General features: G+C 37.1%; 18 protein-coding genes and 1 pseudogene. 11 read left to right on the forward strand and 8 right to left on the reverse strand.

Features of this window, described 5'->3' with window-relative positions:
- Positions 1-43: 43 nt before the first annotated feature.
- From PP2015_RS08120 to PP2015_RS08140, 5 genes and pseudogenes are all read left to right on the forward strand, one after another.
- Positions 44-427 carry a response regulator gene (locus PP2015_RS08120; RefSeq protein ID WP_058029793.1) on the forward strand — a complete coding sequence of 128 codons (384 nt, stop codon included), beginning with the start codon at positions 44-46 and terminating at the stop codon, positions 425-427.
- Positions 424-1327, forward strand: a pseudogene (locus tag PP2015_RS08125) (AAA family ATPase). Before PP2015_RS08120 ends, PP2015_RS08125 begins: the two are co-directional and overlap by 4 nt.
- Complete coding sequence (locus PP2015_RS08130; RefSeq protein WP_058029794.1) at positions 1327-2265, forward strand: DUF58 domain-containing protein; 939 nt, start codon at positions 1327-1329, stop codon at positions 2263-2265. Before PP2015_RS08125 ends, PP2015_RS08130 begins: the two are co-directional and overlap by 1 nt.
- Complete coding sequence (locus tag PP2015_RS08135) at positions 2255-4189, forward strand: transglutaminase TgpA family protein (protein ID WP_058029795.1); 1935 nt, start codon at positions 2255-2257, stop codon at positions 4187-4189. Before PP2015_RS08130 ends, PP2015_RS08135 begins: the two co-directional genes overlap by 11 nt.
- A 1-nt stretch (position 4190) precedes the next feature.
- A complete protein-coding gene (locus PP2015_RS08140) occupies positions 4191-5513 on the forward strand; it encodes a Na+/H+ antiporter family protein (protein ID WP_058029796.1) in 1323 nt (440 codons plus the stop codon).
- A 492-nt stretch (positions 5514-6005) separates the two neighbouring features.
- Here PP2015_RS08140 and PP2015_RS08145 read toward each other — a convergent pair whose 3' ends face one another.
- The gene (locus tag PP2015_RS08145; RefSeq protein ID WP_058029797.1) at positions 6006-7052 is read right to left on the reverse strand and encodes a GGDEF domain-containing protein; all 1047 of its coding nucleotides are present in this window, start codon (positions 7050-7052) and stop codon (positions 6006-6008) included.
- A 255-nt stretch (positions 7053-7307) separates the two neighbouring features.
- Complete coding sequence (locus PP2015_RS08150) at positions 7308-8321, reverse strand: S66 family peptidase (protein WP_058029798.1); 1014 nt, start codon at positions 8319-8321, stop codon at positions 7308-7310.
- 165 nt (positions 8322-8486) lie between these two features.
- On the opposite strand from PP2015_RS08150, the gene PP2015_RS08155 reads away from it, so the two are divergent.
- The 6 genes from PP2015_RS08155 to PP2015_RS08180 all read left to right on the forward strand — a co-directional run bounded on the left by PP2015_RS08155 (position 8487) and on the right by PP2015_RS08180 (position 15711).
- Complete coding sequence (locus tag PP2015_RS08155; RefSeq protein WP_058029799.1) at positions 8487-9062, forward strand: PilZ domain-containing protein; 576 nt, start codon at positions 8487-8489, stop codon at positions 9060-9062.
- 76 nt (positions 9063-9138) lie between these two features.
- On the forward strand, positions 9139-10182 hold the full coding sequence (locus PP2015_RS08160) for an agmatine deiminase family protein (RefSeq protein ID WP_058029800.1): 1044 nt from the start codon (positions 9139-9141) through the stop codon (positions 10180-10182).
- Position 10183: 1 nt separating this feature from the next.
- Entirely contained in the window at positions 10184-11071 is an 888-nt protein-coding gene (locus tag PP2015_RS08165) for a carbon-nitrogen hydrolase (RefSeq protein ID WP_058029801.1), read from the forward strand.
- Between the two features lie 64 nt (positions 11072-11135).
- Positions 11136-14609 carry a transcription-repair coupling factor gene (gene mfd, locus PP2015_RS08170; RefSeq protein ID WP_058029802.1) on the forward strand — a complete coding sequence of 1158 codons (3474 nt, stop codon included), beginning with the start codon at positions 11136-11138 and terminating at the stop codon, positions 14607-14609.
- Positions 14606-15448 (forward strand): CsiV family protein, encoded by an 843-nt coding sequence (locus PP2015_RS08175; RefSeq protein ID WP_058029803.1) that lies wholly within the window; start codon positions 14606-14608, stop codon positions 15446-15448. Before mfd ends, PP2015_RS08175 begins: the two co-directional genes overlap by 4 nt.
- A gap of 14 nt (positions 15449-15462) precedes the next feature.
- Entirely contained in the window at positions 15463-15711 is a 249-nt protein-coding gene (locus tag PP2015_RS08180; protein ID WP_058029804.1) for a hypothetical protein, read from the forward strand.
- An 84-nt stretch (positions 15712-15795) separates the two neighbouring features.
- Here PP2015_RS08180 and PP2015_RS21610 read toward each other — a convergent pair whose 3' ends face one another.
- The 6 genes from PP2015_RS21610 to PP2015_RS08210 all read right to left on the reverse strand — a co-directional run bounded on the left by PP2015_RS21610 (position 15796) and on the right by PP2015_RS08210 (position 23719).
- Complete coding sequence (locus PP2015_RS21610; RefSeq protein ID WP_083496544.1) at positions 15796-16956, reverse strand: GGDEF domain-containing protein; 1161 nt, start codon at positions 16954-16956, stop codon at positions 15796-15798.
- A 126-nt stretch (positions 16957-17082) separates the two neighbouring features.
- Positions 17083-18525: a sigma-54-dependent transcriptional regulator gene (locus PP2015_RS08190; protein ID WP_058029806.1), complete on the reverse strand. Its 1443-nt coding sequence runs from the start codon at positions 18523-18525 to the stop codon at positions 17083-17085.
- 27 nt (positions 18526-18552) lie between these two features.
- Positions 18553-20040: a SpoIIE family protein phosphatase gene (locus PP2015_RS08195; protein ID WP_083496545.1), complete on the reverse strand. Its 1488-nt coding sequence runs from the start codon at positions 20038-20040 to the stop codon at positions 18553-18555.
- 7 nt (positions 20041-20047) lie between these two features.
- A complete protein-coding gene (locus PP2015_RS08200) occupies positions 20048-20755 on the reverse strand; it encodes a tyrosine-protein kinase family protein (RefSeq protein ID WP_058029808.1) in 708 nt (235 codons plus the stop codon).
- Positions 20752-22866 (reverse strand): polysaccharide biosynthesis/export family protein, encoded by a 2115-nt coding sequence (locus tag PP2015_RS08205; protein WP_157599077.1) that lies wholly within the window; start codon positions 22864-22866, stop codon positions 20752-20754. The genes PP2015_RS08200 and PP2015_RS08205 overlap by 4 nt, the downstream gene beginning before the upstream one ends.
- Positions 22853-23719, reverse strand: coding sequence for an OmpA family protein (locus tag PP2015_RS08210; protein WP_058029809.1), 867 nt, complete (start codon positions 23717-23719; stop codon positions 22853-22855). Before PP2015_RS08210 ends, PP2015_RS08205 begins: the two co-directional genes overlap by 14 nt.
- Positions 23720-23734 lie beyond the last annotated feature (15 nt).

Genomic DNA, 23734 nt, shown 5'->3' on the forward strand with positions numbered 1-23734 from the left:
CTGTTATCTTAGTATGAAGAAAAAATTTTTAAGAAGTAAACATATGGAATTTGTTAGACCACTGGAACCTATCCTAATTATTGACGACTCTGTTGAAGCCCGTGAGTATTTAGGCAATATCTTAGAAGAGCTCGGTTTTGAAGAAGTATCTGGTTCTGAAGACTTTGAGTCAGCAAAACATCTCCTTGAAACAAATCCGCCAAACTTAATTTTCCTCGATATTGAGCTCCCAAATACAAACGGCACAGGTATTTTAGAATACTTGAACGATCACTATCCTAAATCGCACGTTATTATGTGTTCTGGCCATAATAGTCTTGAATGTGTACAAAACACTTGGGAATGTGGTGCTAAAGACTTCATTGAAAAGCCATTTAATGCCAAGAAAGTTGATACTGTATTAAAAAGATTAGAATTAATTACATGAACATAAATATAAATACGCTCTTAGAGTCACTTTCAACTGTAATCTATGACAAACAACCACAAGTTAAATTAGCAATTTGTAGCTTACTTTGTAAGGGTCACCTATTGATTGAAGATTTACCAGGTATGGGTAAAACAACATTGTCTCATGGCCTAGCTGAGGTGTTAGGTTTAACTTATCAAAGGGTTCAATTTACCAGTGACTTGCTTCCTGCTGATATTACAGGCTCAACCATATTTAATACCGATAAACAAAGCTTTGTATTTCATGAAGGTCCTGTTTTTACACAGGTTTTGCTGGCTGATGAAATAAATCGAGCAAGCCCGAAAACACAAAGTGCATTACTTGAAGCCATGGAAGAAAGACAAGTAACTATGGATGGTCAGACTCATCAACTACCTGAGCCTTTCTTTGTTATTGCAACACAAAACCCGCTTCATCAATCAGGCACACACCCCCTGCCAGAATCTCAATTAGACCGCTTTTTTATGCGTGTGAGTTTAGGTTACCCGTCTAAAGACGCTGAAAAAAAAACTTATACTTGGAGACCATGGTAGAAAAACAACACTCACGCAATTGATGGAGTTAGGTACCCTATCGGAATTGCAATTAGCCATTGAAGAGATGGAAATAAAAGAGCAAGTTGTTCAATACATACTAGATTTAGTAAGTTTCACTCGAGAGTCTGGATTATTCAAAGATCCCCTATCACCACGAGCAAGTATTGCATTAGGGACAGCCAGTAAAGCATGGGCCATGATCCACGGTAGAGACTATGTAACTCATGATGATGTACAAGCTGTTTTCCCTGCAGTTGCAGGTCATAGGCTCAACTTAGATGCCTCGGAACAATTTAGAATCATCGAAGATATATACGCACAAGTGCCGGTTCAGATGTAATGATTAAGCTGCCCCAACCCGCTTGGTTTGATGCTTTATTATTAAAAAAGCATCAAGGAGACAGTATAAAACTCAAGCATGACACCATTTATGTTTCACCATCTAAGTCAGGACTGGGCTTCTTAGGGATCGCAGTCTTAAACTTTATTTTAGGCATCAATTATCAAAATAATTTGATCTTGGCTGTGTCTTACTTAATGTTTGTAATGCTTCTCATGTGCTTAATATATGCATTTAGTAATTTCAATGGCTTGCTGATTGAAGTCGCAGGGATCAAAGATGATTTTGCAGATAAGCGACCATCGGTGACCTTTAAAATTGATAATCAAAAACAACGTTACGATATTCAGATAGAGCATATTGAAACAAAAGAAAAAAGTATTTTAAAAAGGATAAAAAGTAACGAGTTTTTAGAAGTGTTTCTGCCAGTTAAACGTGGTAAGCATACGCTTGGGCGTTTTAAGATCCTCACTCACTACCCGTTTGGACTAGTCACTATTTGGAGCTATTTGATAAGCGATAAACACGTCTATGCCTACCCTATACAAATTGAAACAGAGCTTCCAAAGGATAGTTTCATTCTTTCCGAAAAAGGCGAAAAAGCACTGGACGATTACGCTTTAGCTGAAGATTTTAATGAGTTAAAAAGTTATCGCGAAGGCATGAGTATACATAGAATATCTTGGCGACACTTTGCTAAAAATAAAGAGCTATTAGTTAAAGACTATCAAGCTCCGGATAAGTCAGCCAGTTATGGCTTTGATTTTGATAAAGTATCAGGCACTAAAGAAGATAAACTGTCACAGCTGAGTTTTTTAGTCGTACAGGCAGAAATCGCACAACAAAGTTACGCCCTTAAATTACCGAACCGACTCATTACTTTAAGCCAAGGAAATAATCATAAAAAGCAATGTTTGGAGGCGCTAAGTGAAGCTTAATCAAATTGCTTGTTCTCTCATTTACTTATTACTTGCTTGGATAATGGCAAGTGATCTTGGTTTCGTTATCGTGTCTTTTATTACGGGCTTATTTATAGCTTACGAGTTAAATAGAGTAATTTACAAGAAGACCATAACTGGCGGTATCATCAATGGCAGTGCTTTAGCGGGTATTGCACTGTTGATGGGGTTTGTTGGTATTAAAAACTCAGTCGCATTCTTTGTTTCTATGATGTTACTTGCATCGTTGCTCAAAATCTATCAAGCGCAAAGTGAAAGACAGACCATGCAGGTGTTTGTACTTAATTTTTTTACTATTCCCTGCTTATTTATTTTTTCACAAAATTTCTTCTCAGCCCTGCTAGTGTTTATATTGATTGGAGTAAATTTAGCTTTGATGCTGATCCATCAATATGAGTTTTCAGCAAAAGAAGCTGCTAAAAACGCATTCGGTAAATTAGCTTTAACCATTCCAATAAGCGTACTGTTAGTACTTTTTATTCCAAAGCTGCCTGCATTTTGGCAACTTCCAGGACCTAACTCTGCTAAAACTGGTTTGTCAGAAAACGTTGATCCGTTTGAAATTTCAAAATTGTCAGAATCAAATGAGTTAGTCTTCAGGGCTATTTTTCCAAAAGAGCAAAATATAGAAGGTCCCTTTTATTGGCGAGCACTTGTACATGATGAGTTTGATGGTACGCGTTGGAATATGTCATCGCTTCAAAGTGTTTCAGCTAATTATCAAGCAAACGATAATACATATAGCTACACCATTATTGCAGAGCCAAGTCACTTAAAGTGGTTATACGCGTTAGATAAAATGACCACGCAACAAGACTTAGTCGCTACAAATGTATTCGGCCTTCCATATCGAAAACGCCCTGTCAGTTCAGCCTTTGAATACAATGTTTTCGATGTAGTTGATACTCAGGACACTAGTATTAACCGTTGGCAATACGAACAAAACATTCAACTCCCTAGTGGTTTAAATCCTCAAGCAAAAGCCTTAGCTGAAAAGTTTGATAAAAAAAGTAATAATACAGCAGAGTTTATTGGTTTATTAAGAAATTATATTTTGGAGCAAGGCTTCACCTACACACTGAATCCTCCAATCAGCCAGTCAAAAAATAAAATTGATGAATTTTTATTTAACAACAAAGCAGGATTTTGCGGACATTATGCCTCAACGATAGCCATGATGATGCGCAGTGTGGGTATCCCAGCTAGGTTAGTATCGGGTTACTTAGGCGGTGAGTTTAATGCCAAGAACAACTACTATAGTATTTATCAATATGATGCACACGCTTGGCTGGAATACTACGTGCCTAATCAAGGTTGGCTTGAATTAGATCCTACAGCTTGGGTATCACCCGAGCGTTTAAATGGCTCCTTATCACAACATAGCCAACTGTCGGAAGAATTAAAAAGTAATATTGGCATGACATTGATGGGGTTATCTGATGTCGCATTGGTAAACTGGTTGCGTTTGCAACTAGAGTCATTTGATTATCAATGGACCCGATGGGTTCTAAATTTTGATGACCAAAAACAAAGTAGTTTTCTTAAAAATATATTTGGTGAAAGAGCTAAGATACTTTCAGGTATCGCCGTAATTATAGGGCTTTGCCTGTTATTCGCATTAGTATATTGGGTATTGCAACGTAATTCGAATCAACCTACCCCCTTGCCTGTTAAACTGTTACGAAAACTACAACTTCGTGCTTTTGGTGAATTTGATAATACTAAAACGCCTGGACAAATCATTTCGGCTATTCATGACAAGTATCCGAAAATAGAAACTGAGCTGAATAGTTTTTTACATGAATTCGAAAAAGTCCGATACGGGAATAAAAGTGAATTAGCAGAATTAAAAAAACATTATTTAGTATTAACAAAACGATTTAAAAACAATAAAAGAGATTAGTATGAATTCAGTATTAATTGGGGTTTTACTCATGTTGGGCCTTTCTTTGGCCAGAGTGAACGTGATTGTCGCAATGACAATCAGTGCACTTTCTGCAGGTTTAATTGCAGGTCTAGGTTTAGGCGATACATTACAAGCATTTAACAGTGGTTTATCTGGTGGCGCAGAAATAGCATTAAGTTATGCCATGCTTGGTGCATTTGCAGTAGCGATATCAAAATCAGGCTTGACGCTAATTCTTGCAGATAAATTGCTGTCAAAAGTAGACAAAGCACACTCTAAACATATGCAAACGTTGAGTATGCTGATCATGACCATCATTTTGGCATGTGCGATTGCGTCACAAAATTTGGTCCCAGTACATATCGCGTTCATACCTATTTTGATCCCACCCTTATTGGTGGTCTTTAATAAGCTACAGCTTGATAGACGTGCTATTGCTTGTATTCTAACGTTTGGACTTGCGACTTCTTATATGGTTCTCCCTTATGGTTTTGGCGGTATTTATCTTTATTCAATTTTACATAAAAACTTAGCTGAAAATGGCTTGGAGATTGTGAATACAGAAGTACCAGAAGCCATGATAATTCCCGCAATCGGAATGCTAGTTGGCCTGATCATCGCGGTGTTTTTTAGTTATAGAAAAAATAGGGAATACTCAGACAAAGAAACAGAAAACTCATCAACTAAAATAGAAATCGAGAATCCAAAAAAGGTTATGATTATTGGCAGCATAGCTGTTGTATGCTCATTACTCGCGCAAAATGTCAGTGGTTCAATGATCTTAGGTGGCCTTGTAGGCGTGATGATTTTTAGCATATTCGGAATTGTAAAATGGGAACAAAGCTCCGATGTATTTAGTCAAGGTGTTGCCATGATGGCAATGATTGGCTTTATTATGATCTCAGCTCAAGGATTCGCGTCAGTGATGAAAGCAACGGGTGATGTTGCGAGTTTAGTTAACACCACGGCGGATATAGTCGCAGGCAATAAACCATTAGCAGCAGCAATGATTTTGCTCGTTGGCTTACTAATAACAATGGGGATTGGCAGCTCTTTCTCTACCGTGCCAATAATTGCAACTTTGTTTGTACCTTTGTGCTTAACACTTGGTTTTTCTCCAATGGCAACAGCTGCATTGGTTGGTACAGCTGGTGCACTTGGAGATGCAGGCTCCCCTGCTTCTGATTCTACTTTAGGCCCAACATCAGGACTCAATGCTGATGGTCAACATGATCATATTAAAGATTCTGTAGTCCCAACATTCATCCATTTCAATATTCCTTTATTAGTATTCGGTTGGATTGCGGCTATGGTGCTATAAAGAATTGTTGAAATTCAAAAAAGCCGCATTTACTTTTATTGCGGCTTTTTTTTGAGCCTAAATTAAAAAATAAGATTAATGTCATTACTCAATGACTCTTAATCATTTGTAGGGATTAAACCAGATGATATCTATACATTGCTTATTTGGATATAGGTACCCCAGTGATAATAGGACGAATGAGCGGTACAACTAACAGTTATTTTTGCATAAAAATCGATTATTCGGTTAAGCGGATTAGTTAAGGGGTTTTCTATTTTAGAGTGGTGAGTATTTTAGAACCATTTTCTAATAGCGAATTACATTATGAGACAGTTGAATTGAAGTACTTCTATATTAACTTGAATAAAAAAAGGCCGCGTAGGACGGCCTAAAACACATCATGGGTAAACATGAGGGATAAGTGTGAAAACAAGGACATTGTATACCCCTCTAAGTAAAATAAAACCACATTATTACGTCGTATTTATTCGTAATTATCTGCTCTTAGAGTTAAATAGCTGGTGCAATTTCGACTCTATTTCTTCCGTGAGCTTTAGCAAGATATAAAGCTTTATCAGCACATGAAATAAAATCTTCGAGGTTTTGCTTTTCTTTATAAAAGGCAATGCCAAAGCTTGCTGTGATATTGCGAATTGATTTTCCAGTTTTCTTGCCTTTGACCGATAACTTTTCTATATCTTTTCTGATAGCTTGGCAGAAATTTAGTGCCTCACTTACACTTTTAAAGTCAGCTAAGATGCAAAACTCCTCACCACCGTATCTGTACGCACTGGCTTTGTTCGTGCAATGTCTAGATAACTTATTAGCAACAACTTTTAAAACGTCATCGCCTTTTTGATGACCGAAATCATCATTAAATTGTTTGAAGTGATCAATATCTACAAAGATAAGAGTTTTAGATATAGCGTTGGTATTAATATACTGGCTAATATGTAAGGCAATATCCTGATCGAACTTACCTCGATTTAATAAACCTGTAAGCTGATCTGTTATTGCTGCTTCTTGTGAGCTTACAAGTGCTTGCTTTAATTCAGAGATCTCGCTGTATGCAGCTTGTAATTTCTTTTGAAATGAAGAAGCAGTTTGTTGCATTAGAACTGATTCTTCAGTTAATTTATCTACATAACTTAATACATTATCAAAGCTAGATATATCATTTTTGTCTAACGAATTTAGATTAGACTTGCATAATAGCAAAGCAGAATTAAAACTTTGAGAACTTGCAAGCGTTGAATCAATATCAGCTTGAACAGACTCTAGTGTGCCCTGAAAATCCTCAGATAATTGATAAAATAACTCTAAGTCTTTATCAGATAGATATTTGTCAAATAAATATCGAGCAGATGATGCCGAACATGTACCGTGCTCGGCTAAAATATTATCAAGCTCGGTATTTAAATCTACATTACTTCCTAAAACATAGCAGTACCAAATAGCATAATTAATAGGCGTTACCGGTATTTTATATTTGACCAGGAGCGGAATAGCCTGCTTAAGACACTGGGCTGAATGAGATAAAGAGGTATTAAATTCCATAGTTGAGAAAACTCATATTGGCAATCACACACTGTGAGCGCTTTATTTTTATACAATGGCAAGATGAAAACTAACCCTTAAGTAGTAAATTAATAGAAATATAGGATTATATCAATTTATATTTTAGGGATTATCAGAGAAAAGGATAAAGATATTAGGTACTGAATAAAAAACTAATACTTTTAACTAGTTAAAAATAATTTCATTATACATCCCTATAAAAGGTAAAATCCAAGCTATTGAATAATAAAAATTTTACATTAACTCTTGTTTAATGATTATTTTATTTTTTGCAAAATTAACCAGCGTTGTCGCACCATTTACTAGTGTCAAATTAGGAGAAACATGGCCAATGTCTAAGTTTCCGAAAACCGGAATGCTTAGATCAGCAAACACTTCATTCAAAATAAATTCTTCATTTCCAAGTTTATAATTCGAATACTCGAATTTATTTCTGCCAATTAAAATACAACTACAATTCGAAAAGAAACCTTTAATTTTAAGACTCAAAAGTGCACGCTTATATTGTGTTGGACTTAACTCGGCATTTTCTAAATAAACTATGATGTCTTTTGAATCCCACATATTTTTAAGAGACAAAAATTCCGACCCCATTGTAAGCTGAAGTGTGTCAATACATCCTCCAATTAATGAACCTTTTAATGTTGTTTGTTCATTATTATTAATGATGATTAATTCACTCAATGTATCTAAAGAATAAGACGACAACGGCTCACTTTGATAATCTGGATAATCAAATTCATGAAAAGAAGAAGACTTCTGCTCAAACGAATAACCCTGTGCTGCGTTAAAAAGTAAATCAAACAGTGATTTAACATAATTACAATCTTCATTTCCTGCAATTTGCATAAAGTTAGCACTATGAATGGTATACCAACCTACTCTACTAGTAATAGCTGTTGCCAAAGTACTAATGTCAGAAAATCCAAAAATCCACTTTGGTTTTGATTTAGCGATAGTTTCCCAGTCGAGCAAAGGCAAAACTTCTAAAGCAAAATCTCCGCCCCATGGTGGAATAACCGCATCATACTTATCGTCACATAGATATTTATTTAATGAATTTGCAATGCACTGTTTTGAAATAGCCTGATCAGATAAGACATTTTCATCAACATAAACGTCAAGACCAAATGACTTTAAAGTTTTGATACATTCTTGAAAACGCTTTTCAAAGCTCAGAGGTACTGGTGATGAAAAGGTGCAAACTGCAATTTTACACCCTTCTTTTAATTTAGTTGGGATCTTCATTGTTTTCCTTGTTTAATTACAATATTTATAACACTGTTCTATTTAACACTCAATTAGTATGATGTGTTCTAATTCATATCATATAGACAAAACCCAATACAACAAAACTAGAGATTAATAATAAACAAGGTTAAGATACTTTAAAATTAATTAAGCCGTAACCAAATGAGCAGCAACTTAAAAGAAGAATTTAGTGCCTATTTTCAAGTAGAAGAAGCAAATCAAGTCAATCTGTTTGCTGTAGAAGAAAGTGAAGTGCCACAAACTAAACAAGCGCTAGAACTTTCCATCCCTCCACTTTTTAGATTGGCAAATGAAGTCAATGAATTAGACGTAAATGCATTAAGACCACTGAGAAATTTAGGAGATGTTGCTTCTGAGCTTGCTGAATATTTAAAAGCACAGTCTCGAAAAATTGACCTTATAATGAGTCATATACTCGCAACTGAACAACCCGACGACAGCAATCAATATTGCGATAGTTATGGCGGTGGCGGTCTTAAAGTAACATGTTCTTCCCCCTTTGCTGTTGGTCAGAACTTAAGAACCAAGATTTTTTTGAATCATGAAGCCAGTGCGATTTATTGTTATACACAAGTCATTCACGTTGAATATTTAGGTGAAAATCAATATCAGCATACTTTGGCTTTTGTACAAATAAGAGACGATGATCAAGAGTTAATGGTCAGAGCAAGTCTACACGCACAAACCCGTCAGCTAAAAAAGAAGCAAAATAAGTAACGAGCAGACAAAAATACTGACAGTTTGAGTGTAAATGATAAAATAAAGAATTATATTTCTTTTATCTCAATCGCTAATGCAATTTACACTTTTACCAGAATGGGCCGAGCAAGATGCTATTATGCTAACTTGGCCTCATTTAGATACTGATTGGTCTGATATTTTAGACAAAGTTGAGCCTGTTTACGTCGCTTTATGCCAGCAAATCTCACAAGTGGAAGATGTGGTAATTGTTGCCCACAATGAATCACTTAAAGCTCATATTTTGAATTTACTAAAAAACCATGAAGTTGACCTTACAAAAGTTCATTTTGTAGTTACCCCATGCAATGATACTTGGGCACGAGATCATGGCCCTATCACAACCCAAAATGCTGAGGGTAAGTTATCCATTAAAGACTTCACCTTTACAGGTTGGGGCAATAAATTTGCCGCTGAACTGGATAATAAAATCAATAAAGTACTGGTCAATGAGCTTGCAGCACCTGAGAATGATTATGATGTCGTCGACATGGTGCTTGAAGGTGGCGGTATTGAAATTAATGAAGCGGGTACATTATTAACAACTACCGAGTGCTTGTTAAATGATAACCGCAACCCAGAATTGTCAAAAGATGACGTTGAAGCAATCTTAAAAGACAAATTAGGCGCTAAAGATTTCTTATGGGTCGATCACGGCTATTTAGCAGGTGATGACACCGACAGCCACATCGATACCCTAGTAAGATTTGCCCCCGGAAATACCTTAGTTTATGTTGGCTGCGATAATGAAAATGATGAACACTACTCTGCTTTAGTTAAAATGGCTGAACAGTTGCGTTCATTTCGAACACCTTCAGGTGAAGCTTACAAATTAATTGACTTGCCATGGCCAAAAGCTATTTTTGATGATGAAGGCTACCGCCTACCAGCAACCTACGCGAACTATTTAATCATGAACAAAACAGTACTCGTGCCTGTATATAATGATGAAAAAGATGCGCTTGCTCTTAAGCAAATTCAGATAGCTTATCCTGAACATACTGTGATTGGTGTTGATTGCGTACCAATCATTCATCAATTTGGCAGCTTACACTGTATTACTATGCAATTGCCGAAAGGCTTTTTAAAGAGGATTTAACATGTCTAACAAATTAAAAGTGGGCATTGTTCAACACAGTAACTCGAGTGACGTTACAGAAAACACAAATAAAACAGTCGCTGAAATTAAAAATGCCGCAGCGCAAGGAGCCAAACTTATTGTGCTTCAAGAGCTTCACAGAAGTCTCTATTTTTGCCAAACAGAAGATACAGAACTGTTTGATTTAGCAGAAACAATCCCTGGATCTTCAACTGAACTTTACGGTGAGCTCGCAAAAGAGCTGAATGTAGTTATTGTAACTTCTCTATTTGAAAAGCGTGCTACGGGTTTATACCACAATACAGCTGTTGTACTAGACACCGATGGCAGTATCGCTGGTAAATACCGAAAAATGCACATACCTGATGATCCTGGTTTTTACGAAAAGTTTTACTTTACACCTGGTGATTTGGGCTTTGAACCAATTCAAACGTCGGTTGGAAAATTAGGTGTATTAGTATGTTGGGATCAATGGTTCCCTGAAGCAGCACGTTTAATGGCAATGGCTGGCGCTGAGTTATTAATTTACCCTACAGCTATTGGCTGGGATCCTCGTGATGATAAAGATGAGCAAATTCGTCAACGTGACGCATGGATCATCTCACAACGTGCACACGCTGTTGCAAACGGAGTGCCTGTTATTTCAGTAAACCGTGTCGGGCATGAAGCAGATCCATCCGGTCAAAGTGAAGGCATTCAATTTTGGGGTAATTCCTTTGTAGCTGGTCCTCAAGGTGAAATGTTATTGCATGCTGATGAGAAAAAAGAACAAACCTTAACGGTAGAAATTGATCAGGCCCGTAGTGAATCTGTTCGCCGTATTTGGCCGTATCTACGTGACCGCCGTATAGAGCATTACGGTGACTTACAAAAAATTTATAGAGATTAACAGAGGTGGTGTTAACCACCTCTTATATAAATCCTCATAATTATTAAAACAAATAGGAGCTTTCATGGCGTCTGCGCATTGGCAATCTATGCCTTGGGTAAAAAATAACAAAGATAAAATTAGCTGGGGACAGTTAACAGGCAGTGGCTTAGCGCTCACGATCAGTGCAAATATAGCTGATAAAAAATCGATGACGGTCATTGTCACCCCGGATACCCCTTCTGCTTTGCGCCTTGAAACAGAGTTAGACTATTTATTGCAAGAATATAAGGTAATGACATTCCCTGACTGGGAAACACTACCTTATGACCACTTCTCGCCACATCAAGATATTATTTCACAACGCCTTGAAACGCTTAATGCATTAAAGCAGCAAAGTAAGACTGTTTTAATTATTCCAGTTTCAACCCTCATGCTCAGAACAGCGCCACCTAGTTTTATTTATGGTCAAGCACTTAAGTTTAAGTGTGGCGATACGGTTGATGCGCAGCAGCTAAAAGACTCATTAACAGAGTCGGGTTATCGACATGTTCAACAAGTCATGGAACATGGTGAATTTGCAGTAAGAGGCTCTATTGTAGATCTATACCCAATGGGCAGTAAAACGCCCTACCGTATTGATTTTTTTGACGACGAAATAGATTCAATTCGTTTATTCGATATTGAAACGCAGCGCTCTAGTAATACCGTCAAAGAGATTGACCTATTACCTGCCCATGAATTTCCAACTAATCCAGAAGATATTGAAAGATTCAGAATTGCGTATCGCGCAGAGTTTGGTGCAAGCTCTGAGCAAGACTCTATCTACATGCAGGTTAGCAAGGCAAATTGGCCTGCTGGTATCGAGTATTATTTACCCCTATTCTTTGAGTCACTTTCTACCATTTTTGATTATCTCCCTGAAGATACAGCCATCATGCATCTTGCAGACATAGAACATGCTGCAAAGAGTTTTTGGGATGATGTTGAAAAAAGATACGAAAACCGACGAGTTGACCCTTTAAGGCCGCTATTATCGCCAGAAAAGCTCTACTTACCTGTGGAATCGCTTTATCAGCAGTTTAAACAATTCGCACGAGTAAATTTAACTCAAGCCAAATTACCAACAAAAGCGGGCAATACAAATTTAGATGCGGTCTTAATTGATGGCGTTAGAATCGACCATAAAAAACCAGAGCCTTACGATGCTATTTTGAAGTTTATAGCTGAACAAAAGAAGCAAAAAGCACGCATTTTGTTTAGTGTAGAATCTGACGGTCGTCGTGAATCATTACTTACATTATTAAAAACAACAAATTTAAAACTTAAGCAATTCGAACATCTGAACGATTTTACCGCTACCTCTAATGACGTCGGTATTATTGTAAGTCCACTAGAGCAAAGTATTTCACTCTCTGGTAAACCCAAACTTAACATAATTACTGAGCAAGAATTACTTGGGATTAAAGTTTCACAGCGACGCCGAAGAAAACATAAATATGAGCAAGGCCAAGATGCATTAATTCGAAACTTGGCCGAATTGAAAGAAGGTCAACCAATTGTTCATTTAGATCACGGTGTTGGTAGATACCTAGGTTTACAAACTATTGATGCAGCCGGCGTTGCAACCGAGTTTGTTACTATTACCTATGCTAACGAAGCTAAATTATATGTTCCAGTTTCAGCTTTACACATGTTAAGTCGTTATTCTGGTGGTGAAGAAGCATCCGCGCCACTACATAAGTTAGGCTCAGATGTGTGGGAAAAGGCGAAAAGGCGCGCCGCAGAAAAAGTCAGAGACGTTGCCGCTGAATTACTCGATATCTATGCGAAACGTCAAAGTAAACCTGGATACAAATTTAAACTCGATGGTCAGGGATATCGTGACTTTGCTGATAGCTTCCCATTTGAAGAAACTGACGATCAACGTAATGCAATTGAAGCTGTCCTTGCCGATATGCAATCTAATCAAGCAATGGATAGATTAGTGTGTGGTGACGTAGGCTTTGGTAAAACTGAAGTTGCAATGCGGGGGGCATTTGCCGCTGTTAACGATGGCAAACAAGTTGCAGTGCTGGTACCAACCACACTACTTGCTCAGCAGCACTTTGAAAACTTCAAAGACCGTTTTGCTGATTTGCCTGTTGAAGTCGGTGTGTTATCGCGATTTAACAGCACAAAAGAGCAAAAAGAAACCTTAGCTAAGTTAGAAAATGGCACTATTGATATCGTCATCGGTACTCATAAACTTATCCAAGACAATATTAAGTTCAGCGATTTAGGCTTACTCATTGTCGACGAAGAGCACCGCTTTGGTGTCCGCCAAAAAGAGAAAATCAAACAGCTACGCGCTGACGTTGATATTTTAACGCTGACAGCTACACCAATTCCAAGAACGCTCAATATGGCGATGAGTGGCATGCGAGATTTATCTATTATCGCTACACCACCTGCAAAACGTCTAGCTGTGAAAACATTTGTTCAAGAGCGAAACGATGAGCTAATAAGAGAAGCCATTTTGCGTGAAATAAAACGTGGTGGCCAAGTTTACTTCTTGCACAACAATGTTGAAACCATTGAAAAAACCGCATTTGATATTTCAGAACTTGTGCCTGAAGCCAGTGTCGCCATTGCCCATGGTCAAATGCGTGAGCGTGAATTAGAAAACCTGATGAGTGACTTTTATCACCAAAAGCATAATGTACTGGTGTGTACGACCATCATTGAAACGGGTATTGATATCCCGTCTGCAAATACCATTATCATGGATAGGGCTGACAAGCTAGGTCTTGCACAACTTCATCAATTAAGAGGTCGTGTTGGCCGAAGCCACCATCAAGCTTATGCTTACTTATTAACTAGAAATAGCCAATCTCTCAGCAAAGATGCTGTAAAACGCTTACAAGCAATAGAGTCGCTTGAAGACTTAGGCGCTGGTTTTGCGCTGGCAACACACGATTTAGAAATTCGTGGTGCCGGTGAGTTGTTAGGTGATGATCAAAGTGGTCAAATCCAGTCAGTTGGCTTCACTTTATATATGGAAATGCTCGAACATGCTGTTCAAGCGCTACGGGATGGTAAAGAACCAACACTTGAGAACTTGTTACAACAGCAAACTGAAGTAGATCTTAAAATTCCTGCGCTACTACCAGATGATTATATTCCAGATGTAAATATTCGACTCAGCATGTATAAACGTATCGCCTCAATTGCAAATGCCGATGAAATCGACGAAATGAAAGTTGAGCTTATTGACCGTTTTGGACTGCTACCAGATGCGACTAAAAACTTGTTTGCCATACAACAAATGAAACTCCAAGCGAACAAAATTGGTGTGAGTAAAATTGAAGCCAACATCAAAGGTGGTTACTTCGAGTTCAGTTCTGATACAAAAGTTAACCCAACGTTCATCATTGCTTTGATACAAAGTAATCCGTCAATCTATAGAATGGAAGGTGCAAATAAGTTACGCTTCAATATAGAAGAAAAAAATGGCCAAGAAAGATTAAAATTAATCAGCGCCATGATAAATGATTTTGATAAAAAGGCATCTGCATGAAGCATAAGCTTTTAAAGCTCACAACATTGACGTTTTTAACTGCGTTTGCAGCCAATGCAAACGCAACTCGTTGGTTTGAAATTGAACTCATTGCTTTTGAGCAAAAACCAACACCTGAGTTACGTGAAGATTTTAAACTTGAGCGTAAACCGATTCAGGCACGAAAAACATTGGATATGATTGAAACGGGGTTAAACAATCAAGGTCAGATCCAATGTTTATCAGGTGAACCACAATTTGATCCCAGAGAATTAAGTCAGCAAATCGTGGCAACATCCAGCTCTTGGCAATGTGATGATGATAGAAATTATCTCGAACAAATGCATGCCTTGCCATTAATACCCTTTGCAGAGCCGCAAGAGCATATGGATTCAATGTATTTGCTTGCTGAAGAACAGTTTCAATTTGCATCTGTTTTAAATAAGTTAAAGCGTGAAGGGTTGGATCCAATATTACATACTGGCTGGCGCTTTCCTGAAATGAGTAGCCGACGTGCGCCAAGTATTGAGATTATAGCTGGACAAAAAATTGCTAAACCAACCAGCTATAAAGCAATTAATAATATCAGTAATGATGGTTACATTAGCCTTTTAGATAAGCCTATACAACATCAAGCGATCAACGATGAGTATAAGTGGCAAGTTGAAGGGCTAATGAAAATTCATGTGAGACATTATTTGTTTGTTACTACAGATCTAGATATCAATTTCATTGATAACGAAGGTGAATTACAGCAAGCAAGAATGTCACAATATACTCGTGTTTATAGTGGCGATATTCATTACCTAGATCACCCTAGACTCGGGATAATATTTCAAATAAGAAAATATAAACATTAAGCACGAGGGTTAATATGAAAAAATTACTATTAGTTGCGGCACTACTAACATTAGCTGGTTGTTCGAAAGTAAATAAAGAAAACTACGGTAAAATTAAAGTAGGCATGGACAAAACTGAAGTTGAAGCAATTATAGGCTCAGCAGATTCGTGTGAAGAAAAAACACTACACACCAATTGCGTTTGGGGCGGTGAAGAGAAAAACATCACTATCACACTTGTTTCTGATAAAGTGACATTATTCTCGAGCAAAGGCTTAAAATAATTTAAATTCCTTAACAACTCATACGAAAATCCCCATAAACGTGGGGATTTTTCATTTTCACTCAGTATTCATAAAATCAAACGGCTAAGCAGCATCTGATATAACCCGGTCTCTTCCCTGCTCTTTTGCATCGTATAAGAGTTCATCCACGCGTTTAAAAATATTCTCAGTTGTTTCACCATAGCGATATTCAGTTACACCGATACTTGATGTTACACACAATGATTGCGCTTCACTCACTGCTATAGGTGTTTCTCTTAATCGTGTAGCAATTTCGTGTGCAAGGTTTAAAGCCTGAGCATTTGACTTGTGTGGCAGTATTATTAAAAATTCCTCTCCGCCATAACGCGAAACAATGTCAGTACTTCTTACAGATTTTGATAATACAGATGCTGCCTCTTTTAGTACTTTATCACCAGCAATGTGACCAAAGGTATCGTTTATACGTTTAAACCTATCTAAATCAAACATAATGACAGAGAACTTGATTGATTCAGATTTTAAGTGTTCGATCGAACGTAATAAAACACGCCTGTTTATAAGTTTCGTTAAAGGGTCCACTGTTGATTCTCTATAGAGGTGCATCAGCATTGTAAGTTGTGCTATTTGCAGCCATAAACTGATCCCAGCGAATAGTATAAATAACCACGTACTATTAAATAGCGACCAAACATCCCCTTTATAAAAAAGGCCTTGTACAATTGCAAACGGGAAAAATATAAAAGCCATTAGAATAAGACTTCCTCTAATCGTCAGAGGAAATAGCCCGACCATAGCCAAAACCAAATAAGGTAACATTGAGAAAATAAATGGCACTTCATTGAGACTATCAAAGGTCATCATTGAAGCTAAATAGAACAACGAAGGTAAGAAAAAAGACAGTGCGACCAATTTTTTAATCAGCAAAGCAGAACAGCATTTTTTTATTAAATAAGCCATTATGAAAAGACTGGCCGACAACACGAGACGACAAATTAATATGGAAGTGGCTTGTTCATATTCAAAGGCATAAAAATCATAAATGGAAAATAAGGGCACTGAAAAAGCAAAAAAACAACACATAACCCAGAGCCGTTTTCTAATATACATTGAACGTTTTTGAGTAAAATCGCTAGAATGATGGTTCGAACTAAACAGATCAATCAGTGTATTTGGGTTAAGCCCTATGAAATTAAGGAATGGTTTGAGATGACGCCTATTAAAACAACTCGTACTGCTGTTTACAAAACTTCTTTCTCTTTGCATAGCTCTTCTTTTACATCAACTTACAGAATGATAAATTGAATTGTAAGCTGAACAAAAATAAGACTATTAATTTAGATCAATATTATTGATAAATTCAAATCAATAATCTAATCAAAACAATGTAGATTATTCTTCCCAAGTTTTCATTTTTCTATAAATTGTAGATGGACTAAGCTCTAACATGGCTGCTGCTTTTGGAATATTATTTCCACAAATATCGATGGCCTGTTCAATATATTCTTTCTCAACTATCCACATTGGCCGAATATCTAAATGACTTTTAATTGGATGAGCAGATTCGCTACTAATTGCTGGGAAAGAGTCAGATTGTTCAGGTGAGATAATTTTATTGGAAAAGTAACTTGTCTGTTCAGTCTCTTGGCTACCACTGCTATTTTTATTTTGAGAAATAGGAAAAGCAGGAAACATATTTGAATCTATAATATCGCTATGATTCATAACCAAAGTATTTCTGATCATATTTTCTAATTGGCGAACATTCCCAGGCCAATCGTAGCTAAGTAATTTTTGCTTTGCATTGTCTGTTAACTTCACGAAGGTTTTACCTTCTTCTTTTGCTATTCGTGCAAACATCGCATCTGCAATTTGGACGACATCTTCACCACGATCTCTAAGAGGTGGCAATTGAATAGGAATAACATAAAGACGGTAATATAAATCTTCTCTAAAACGCCCTTCCTGTACTTCCAACCAAGGGTCTCGATTCGTTGCACATACAAATCTTACATTGACTGATTGCAAAGTTTCACTACCTACTTTTTGGAAGGTACCTGTTTGGATGAAACGCAATAACTTACTTTGCAAACCAAGATCCATTTCGCACAATTCATCTAAAAATAACGTACCACCATCAGCTTGACCAGCTGCACCTTCGCGATTTGACGTAGCGCCAGTGAATGCCCCTTTTACGTGACCAAAAATTTCACTTTCTATTAAATCTTTAGGGATAGCTGCACAGTTTAATGCTACAAATGGTGCCTGTTTGCGATCACTACATTCATGAACAGCTTTTGCACATAATTCTTTGCCTGTTCCACTTTCTCCAGTAATAAATACTGTTGCTTTAGAACTCGCAGCATTAGAAATGATTTGATAAACGTTTTGCATCAATGCAGACTTGCCAATTAGTTGACAAAAACGTCCGTTTTCGAAAGTTGACTGGTACTCTTCTACTTTCTTACTTAATGTTTTTAGTTTTAAACCGTTGTTAACAGTTATCCTAAATCTCTCTGCATCAATAGGTTTTTCTAGAAAATCTATGGCACCATGGCGAATAGCTTCCACTGCTAATTCTTTACTGGCATGCGCGGTTAAAACTATAACATCAGGACGGTTTTTATTGGGAAGTTGAGCGAGAATATCCATACCACTCATATCAGGTAACATGATATCAAGAATAATAAGATCGGGCTGATTATTGCTTAAATAATCAAGTGCGGCTTGACCAGTACCAGCTACAAAAGTATTTAAACCAGTCGGAATTAGGTAGGACTGATATAACAGTGACAAAGACTCAGTATCTTCTACGATTAAAATATTCGCTGGCATGGCAACCTCCTGATTGCAAATCATTTCCTATGCTTTATTAAGAACCAGTAATGTTGAATCGTCAATCTCTTTTGTTAATTCAGGTAAACATTTTTGCCAAAGTTGTGTTGGAAATTCAATGCTTTGTACATCTAACCGTTGAAGTTTATCTAATATAAACTCATCGGCAGTAGCAAACTTGTCCATATTTTCATGAAGCCCGTCAGTAAAGCAAAGTAAATAAAATGGTGATGGCAATTCAATACAATCTGGTTGATATGAATAGCTTGAGTTTAGACCTATTATTGGTTGAGTATTGTCGAATAACTTTATTTCACCTGAGTACTTATCAATTAAAATGAAGCTAGGTTGACCAATATTGATATATTCAATTTTGTTATGGCTCAATTTGAAAGCCAACAAAGTAAAAATTTTATCTTTATTAATACAGATACCATTTACTACAGCATCATTTAAATCATTTATTAATTTCGAAAAATCTGTTGTATTTTTAACTAAACCGAAGATAAAACCTTTAAGTTCATTAGCAGTGCTCGCTGCAGCCTCACCATGTCCCATCACATCAACCATAAATAAGAAATGGTCATTAGAATCCTTGTGTGTATACGACAAAACAAAATCACCTGAACGTGTATTCAACGCACTACCAAATGTGTTAATTGAGTAACTCTCATCTAGTTGTATTGAATCATTATCTGATGAATTACAGGTTCGTCTACCAGCATCTTGTTTTCTTCTAAGTACACGTTCACAGATTAACAAAATAGACTCTTTTTTTAGCGGCTTAACAACATAATCGTCGATACCCACTGATACAGTTTCTTTGATTGTTTCAATCGCACTGTCAACGGACATAACAATAATGCCAATATTAGATAGGTGTTGATAACGATTAATCTGCTCAATAAATTTAGTTGCAATCATTTGATTAAGGTTCAAATCTATCAGTAATAAATCGACTTCATGCTTTGATAGGAAAGATTGAGCCTTATATTCGCAGTCGAACGCATAAACGTCATACGCTTCAGAGAGATAATTTTCTATTAGCTTTAAAGTGGCTAACTCGTCTTCAATCAACACAACTTTAGTTCTATCAGAACTGCTATAAAGCGTTAGGCAAAAGTGATTTTGCTCACCCTTTTTAAAATAATGATAACTAGGAAAGTAGTGATTGATCAGAGCTAGACCCATTCCACCCTCTCTTAATACTCCATCATTTATAACTTCTTCTCTTTGTGTTTTATCACTTTTAGCTAACTCTTCAAAAAATTGTGTGTTATCGATTATAGTGAGTGAAACGCCACCATTGATGTTATCAATGACAAGTGTCATTACGCCATCTTCACCTTCAGAGTGACGTATTAAATTTGATAAGTATTCTGTAAGAACAAGGCCAGTATTATCGATATCGTCATTCGAAATCTTCATCTGCTTAAGGTAATGATGAATAATCTCTCTTACCGAATGAATAGCTGGCCAAACAAGGTTAAATCTTCTATAAAATAATGTTGACATGTTTACCTCAGACAGCTTCGAATAACCATTTATGCTTTTTAATTGCTGTTATTAGCTTTACTTTTAGCCAAGGAAAACGTGTTAATCTGTTTTCAACACTTTCAATCAATCTAGGGCCAAGCGGTGGAAGCGCAAATTGACTTACCACAACTTCGATATGTTTGAAGTCGGCTTTTCTAATTTTATCTACACTTATTTGTACCTGCTCTTCGTTATTTAAGCCCAATGCAACGTTTAAAATTGCCATATCAGCAACACTTGAAATCACATGCAAAGGGATATTTTGTCTATTGTTTTGCATCAACGGCGGCATATCAAAAATAATATAATTAAACTCTTGCTCGAGCATCAAGATAGCCTGCTGTAAAATACCAAACTCTCTGACTTGCGCGTCAGGCTTCAGCTCTTTTACAGTCAAAAAATCGAATTGCCCTAATTTTTTCGTATAAAGCTGACAACTAATGTCATCAAAACTCCACCCTTGATCGTCCATTTGCTCCTCAAGCCAATCAAATGACATCGGATTATAGGAATTTAAGTCAACAAGAAGTACTTTCCTATCTATTGATTGTAACCTTCTCGCTAAACAGACTGATATTGAGCTTGTGCCTTCCTCACCGGATGGCGAAAAAACACACAAACATTTCGCTTTTTTTTCAAGAATACTTCTATATACAGCTTCTACTTCTTGATATTCAGTTGGGATTAACTTCATAGACCCACCGCCAATGCAAGAATGGTTAAGAAATCAACAATTGAACTCTTAGCCCTCTGACCAAAATCTTGCCCTTGATCTGGAATGTATACTGTATCGCCCGCTCTTAAGACAGGGATACGCATAGAGTTTGGTTCGCGAATAAACTCTTCAAGGTCAAATCTTCTCGCTTGTTCTTTACAACAAGAGTGATTAATAACCACGATGTTTTCGATCAATGCACTAGATGTCGGTCCACCAGCCTCAGCCAGTAAATCTAAAAGCGTCATAGAATCATCGAAAGAGTAACGACCAGGCGTTTTAATCGCCCCCATTACACGCACCACATTTTCCTTTTTTTTACTTAACCAATCACGAGATTTTTCTGGAATATAAATTGTGTCTCCCGGTAAGACTTTAGGAAAAAGTGTTTCATCACCTGTTTCAAAGTATAGTGCAAGATCGAGTTTTGTGACTCTCGCTTCGAAACCATTTCTATGAGTTATACGGATATTTCTTATATCAGCATTGCTGTTTGGTCCATCTGCAGCCGAAAGAATATCAATAAAATGAAGCGAATCATCAAAGGCATATCGACCAGGAGAGCCAACCTGCCCCATAATATATATTGAAGTATCTGGGTCTTGCCTGACCCATTGAGATTTATTGTCTTTAGGGTCATGAGGCAGTTCTTCAACAATTATAGTATCACCTGCCTGTATACTCGGTAGTGGGTAACTACCATCGGCACTATTTACATAATCATCTAGGCTGAAACGTTGATAAACTTCACCGGCCCGCAGGATTTTTATATCATTTACATTCGCGCCTTTCGTTGGTCCACCTGCATGGGCAAATAAATCTGTAAAATCCATCTCATCACTCCACTCATAGCGACCTGGATCATTAACAGCTCCCATGACTTTTACCGCTCGTTGAGGAGGTACCTTTAACCAGCTTTTTTCATTAATATCAGTTTTTTCTGGAACAAAGACAACATCGCCAGGATTAATTCCCGGAATAGGAGAAGTCGCGACTCCGTCGCTGTAAGATTGTAAATCGAAATAGATACTTTCCCCAGTCGGTTTTAGGATCCTGATTTGTCTAGTTTCAGCAAAACGTGTGGGACCACCAGCGTTTGCTAAAATATCTAAAAAACCAATTTTGTCTGTAGATTCATAAGCACCAGGTTTTTGTACCTCGCCCATTATGTAAACAGTTCTTGCTGTTGTATTTACGTCCTCTACCATAATCGGCACGTATATCGTTGTCCCTCCTTCAATCTCAGGCAAAAGTGAGTCATCACCGGAGTCTAAGTATTGCTTTAGATCAAAAATTTGAGGCTCACCATTACGGATAACACGAATCTTAGTAACGTCAGCGTATCGAGTAACCCCCTCTGCACGCATCAATGCATCGATAATGTTCATATCATCTTTATATGAGAAACTGCCAGGACTATGTAATTCACCAAATAATGTAACGGCTTTTTCATTACCTTCAGCATCGCCCGATGCTGATAGTGTTTGTGCATCAAAATCAATTTGTACATTACCGAGTAGAGGTGAAACAGGCACAAATACAATGTCACCTGAGCGAAGAACAGGTAATTTTTCTGGGTCACCACTATCTAAGTACGCTTTATAATCAAAACTGATATTCTCTTCGCCTCGACGAATTTGTAACTTGTTAAGTTGAGCTCCTGGTTTTAAACCGCCTGCTTTAGAGATAACCATCTGAATATTCCCATCTTCAGGAATACTAACTTGCGATGGTTCATAAACATACCCAAGGACAGTGACAAGTAGGTCTCTTGCTCTTACTTCTATATAAAACTGCTCTAACCCCTTATAAACACCGCTCAATTGAAGTTTTATTTCACTTTCAACTCGCTTTAAAGATTTACCTGCGACAAAAACCTTACCGATTTCTGGTACGTTAATTTGACCTTTCTTATCGACTTCAAATAAATCTGAAAAATCAGGTTCGTTTGGCATATTAAGAAATAGCTTATTACCAACTTCAATGATGAGAGAGTCATCAACTGATTCATCATTCGCTTTTAAGATGGCTGACATAAAACAGGCAATAAAAAAGGTAAAAATTATAAATATACTGCTATTTTTTATCATTCACCCCCTCCTTGATAAGTTCATCAGTCCAAGATGTGAGTGGTTTTCTTTGTGTCTCAACATCAAATTGAGATTCAGCGTTTAAGATATAAGCGTTCACTCTTCTATCTGAATGGCGGCTCACTTCATCTGTATTTTCGTTTGAATATGGAGATAAGCTGCCTTGAGTTACTGTTGTAATCGAATTTACGTCTACCCCGTAAACCGTCAACCAGTGCTTAACTTTTTCTGCTCGTTTAAATGCTAATTCAAAGTTATCTGAATCCAGACCCTTTTTATCAGTATGACCAACCAGTAATAGATCTATCTCAGGAACAAGTTTTAAAAGATCAGCTGCCTGAGTCAATCTTGTCATATATTTAGGGGTTACTTCAAAGCTGTCGAAAGCAAACTGATTATCACTGTTTAATAATGATTTAATTTGTTTAATTATTTTGAGAGACTCATCGCGATTAGATTCACTCTTTACTAGTGAGCAACCAGTTAACCTTAGTACTTTTTCAAAATGGTTTTGTAGTAAATTTAATTGATGATAAAAAATTCTTAAGTCTGCTTGTGCATCAGAGTACATTTCGGCAGCCAGCATTCTTTTGATACGATTTGAAAGCATTTCAGCTTGATATACTTGCGCAGGCAAACATTTATTGATGCCCCTTACTTTTAACCAATCAAGTTTTAATTGAATATGCTCATATTCATTAGCAATGTGCATCGGTGCTGATGCATACCAGGTTTCGCTATTAGTTTCATTGTCAGGGTGATATTCTTCAGCCCAACCACCTTTGCCTTGCTCGGGCCAAGTGCTACAGCCCGAGACAAACATAAGCCCTAACGTTAAATATATCCATCTCATAGCAACTCTCCTGGT

Source organism: Pseudoalteromonas phenolica (assembly GCF_001444405.1).
In the GTDB taxonomy this organism is placed as follows: domain Bacteria; phylum Pseudomonadota; class Gammaproteobacteria; order Enterobacterales; family Alteromonadaceae; genus Pseudoalteromonas; species Pseudoalteromonas phenolica.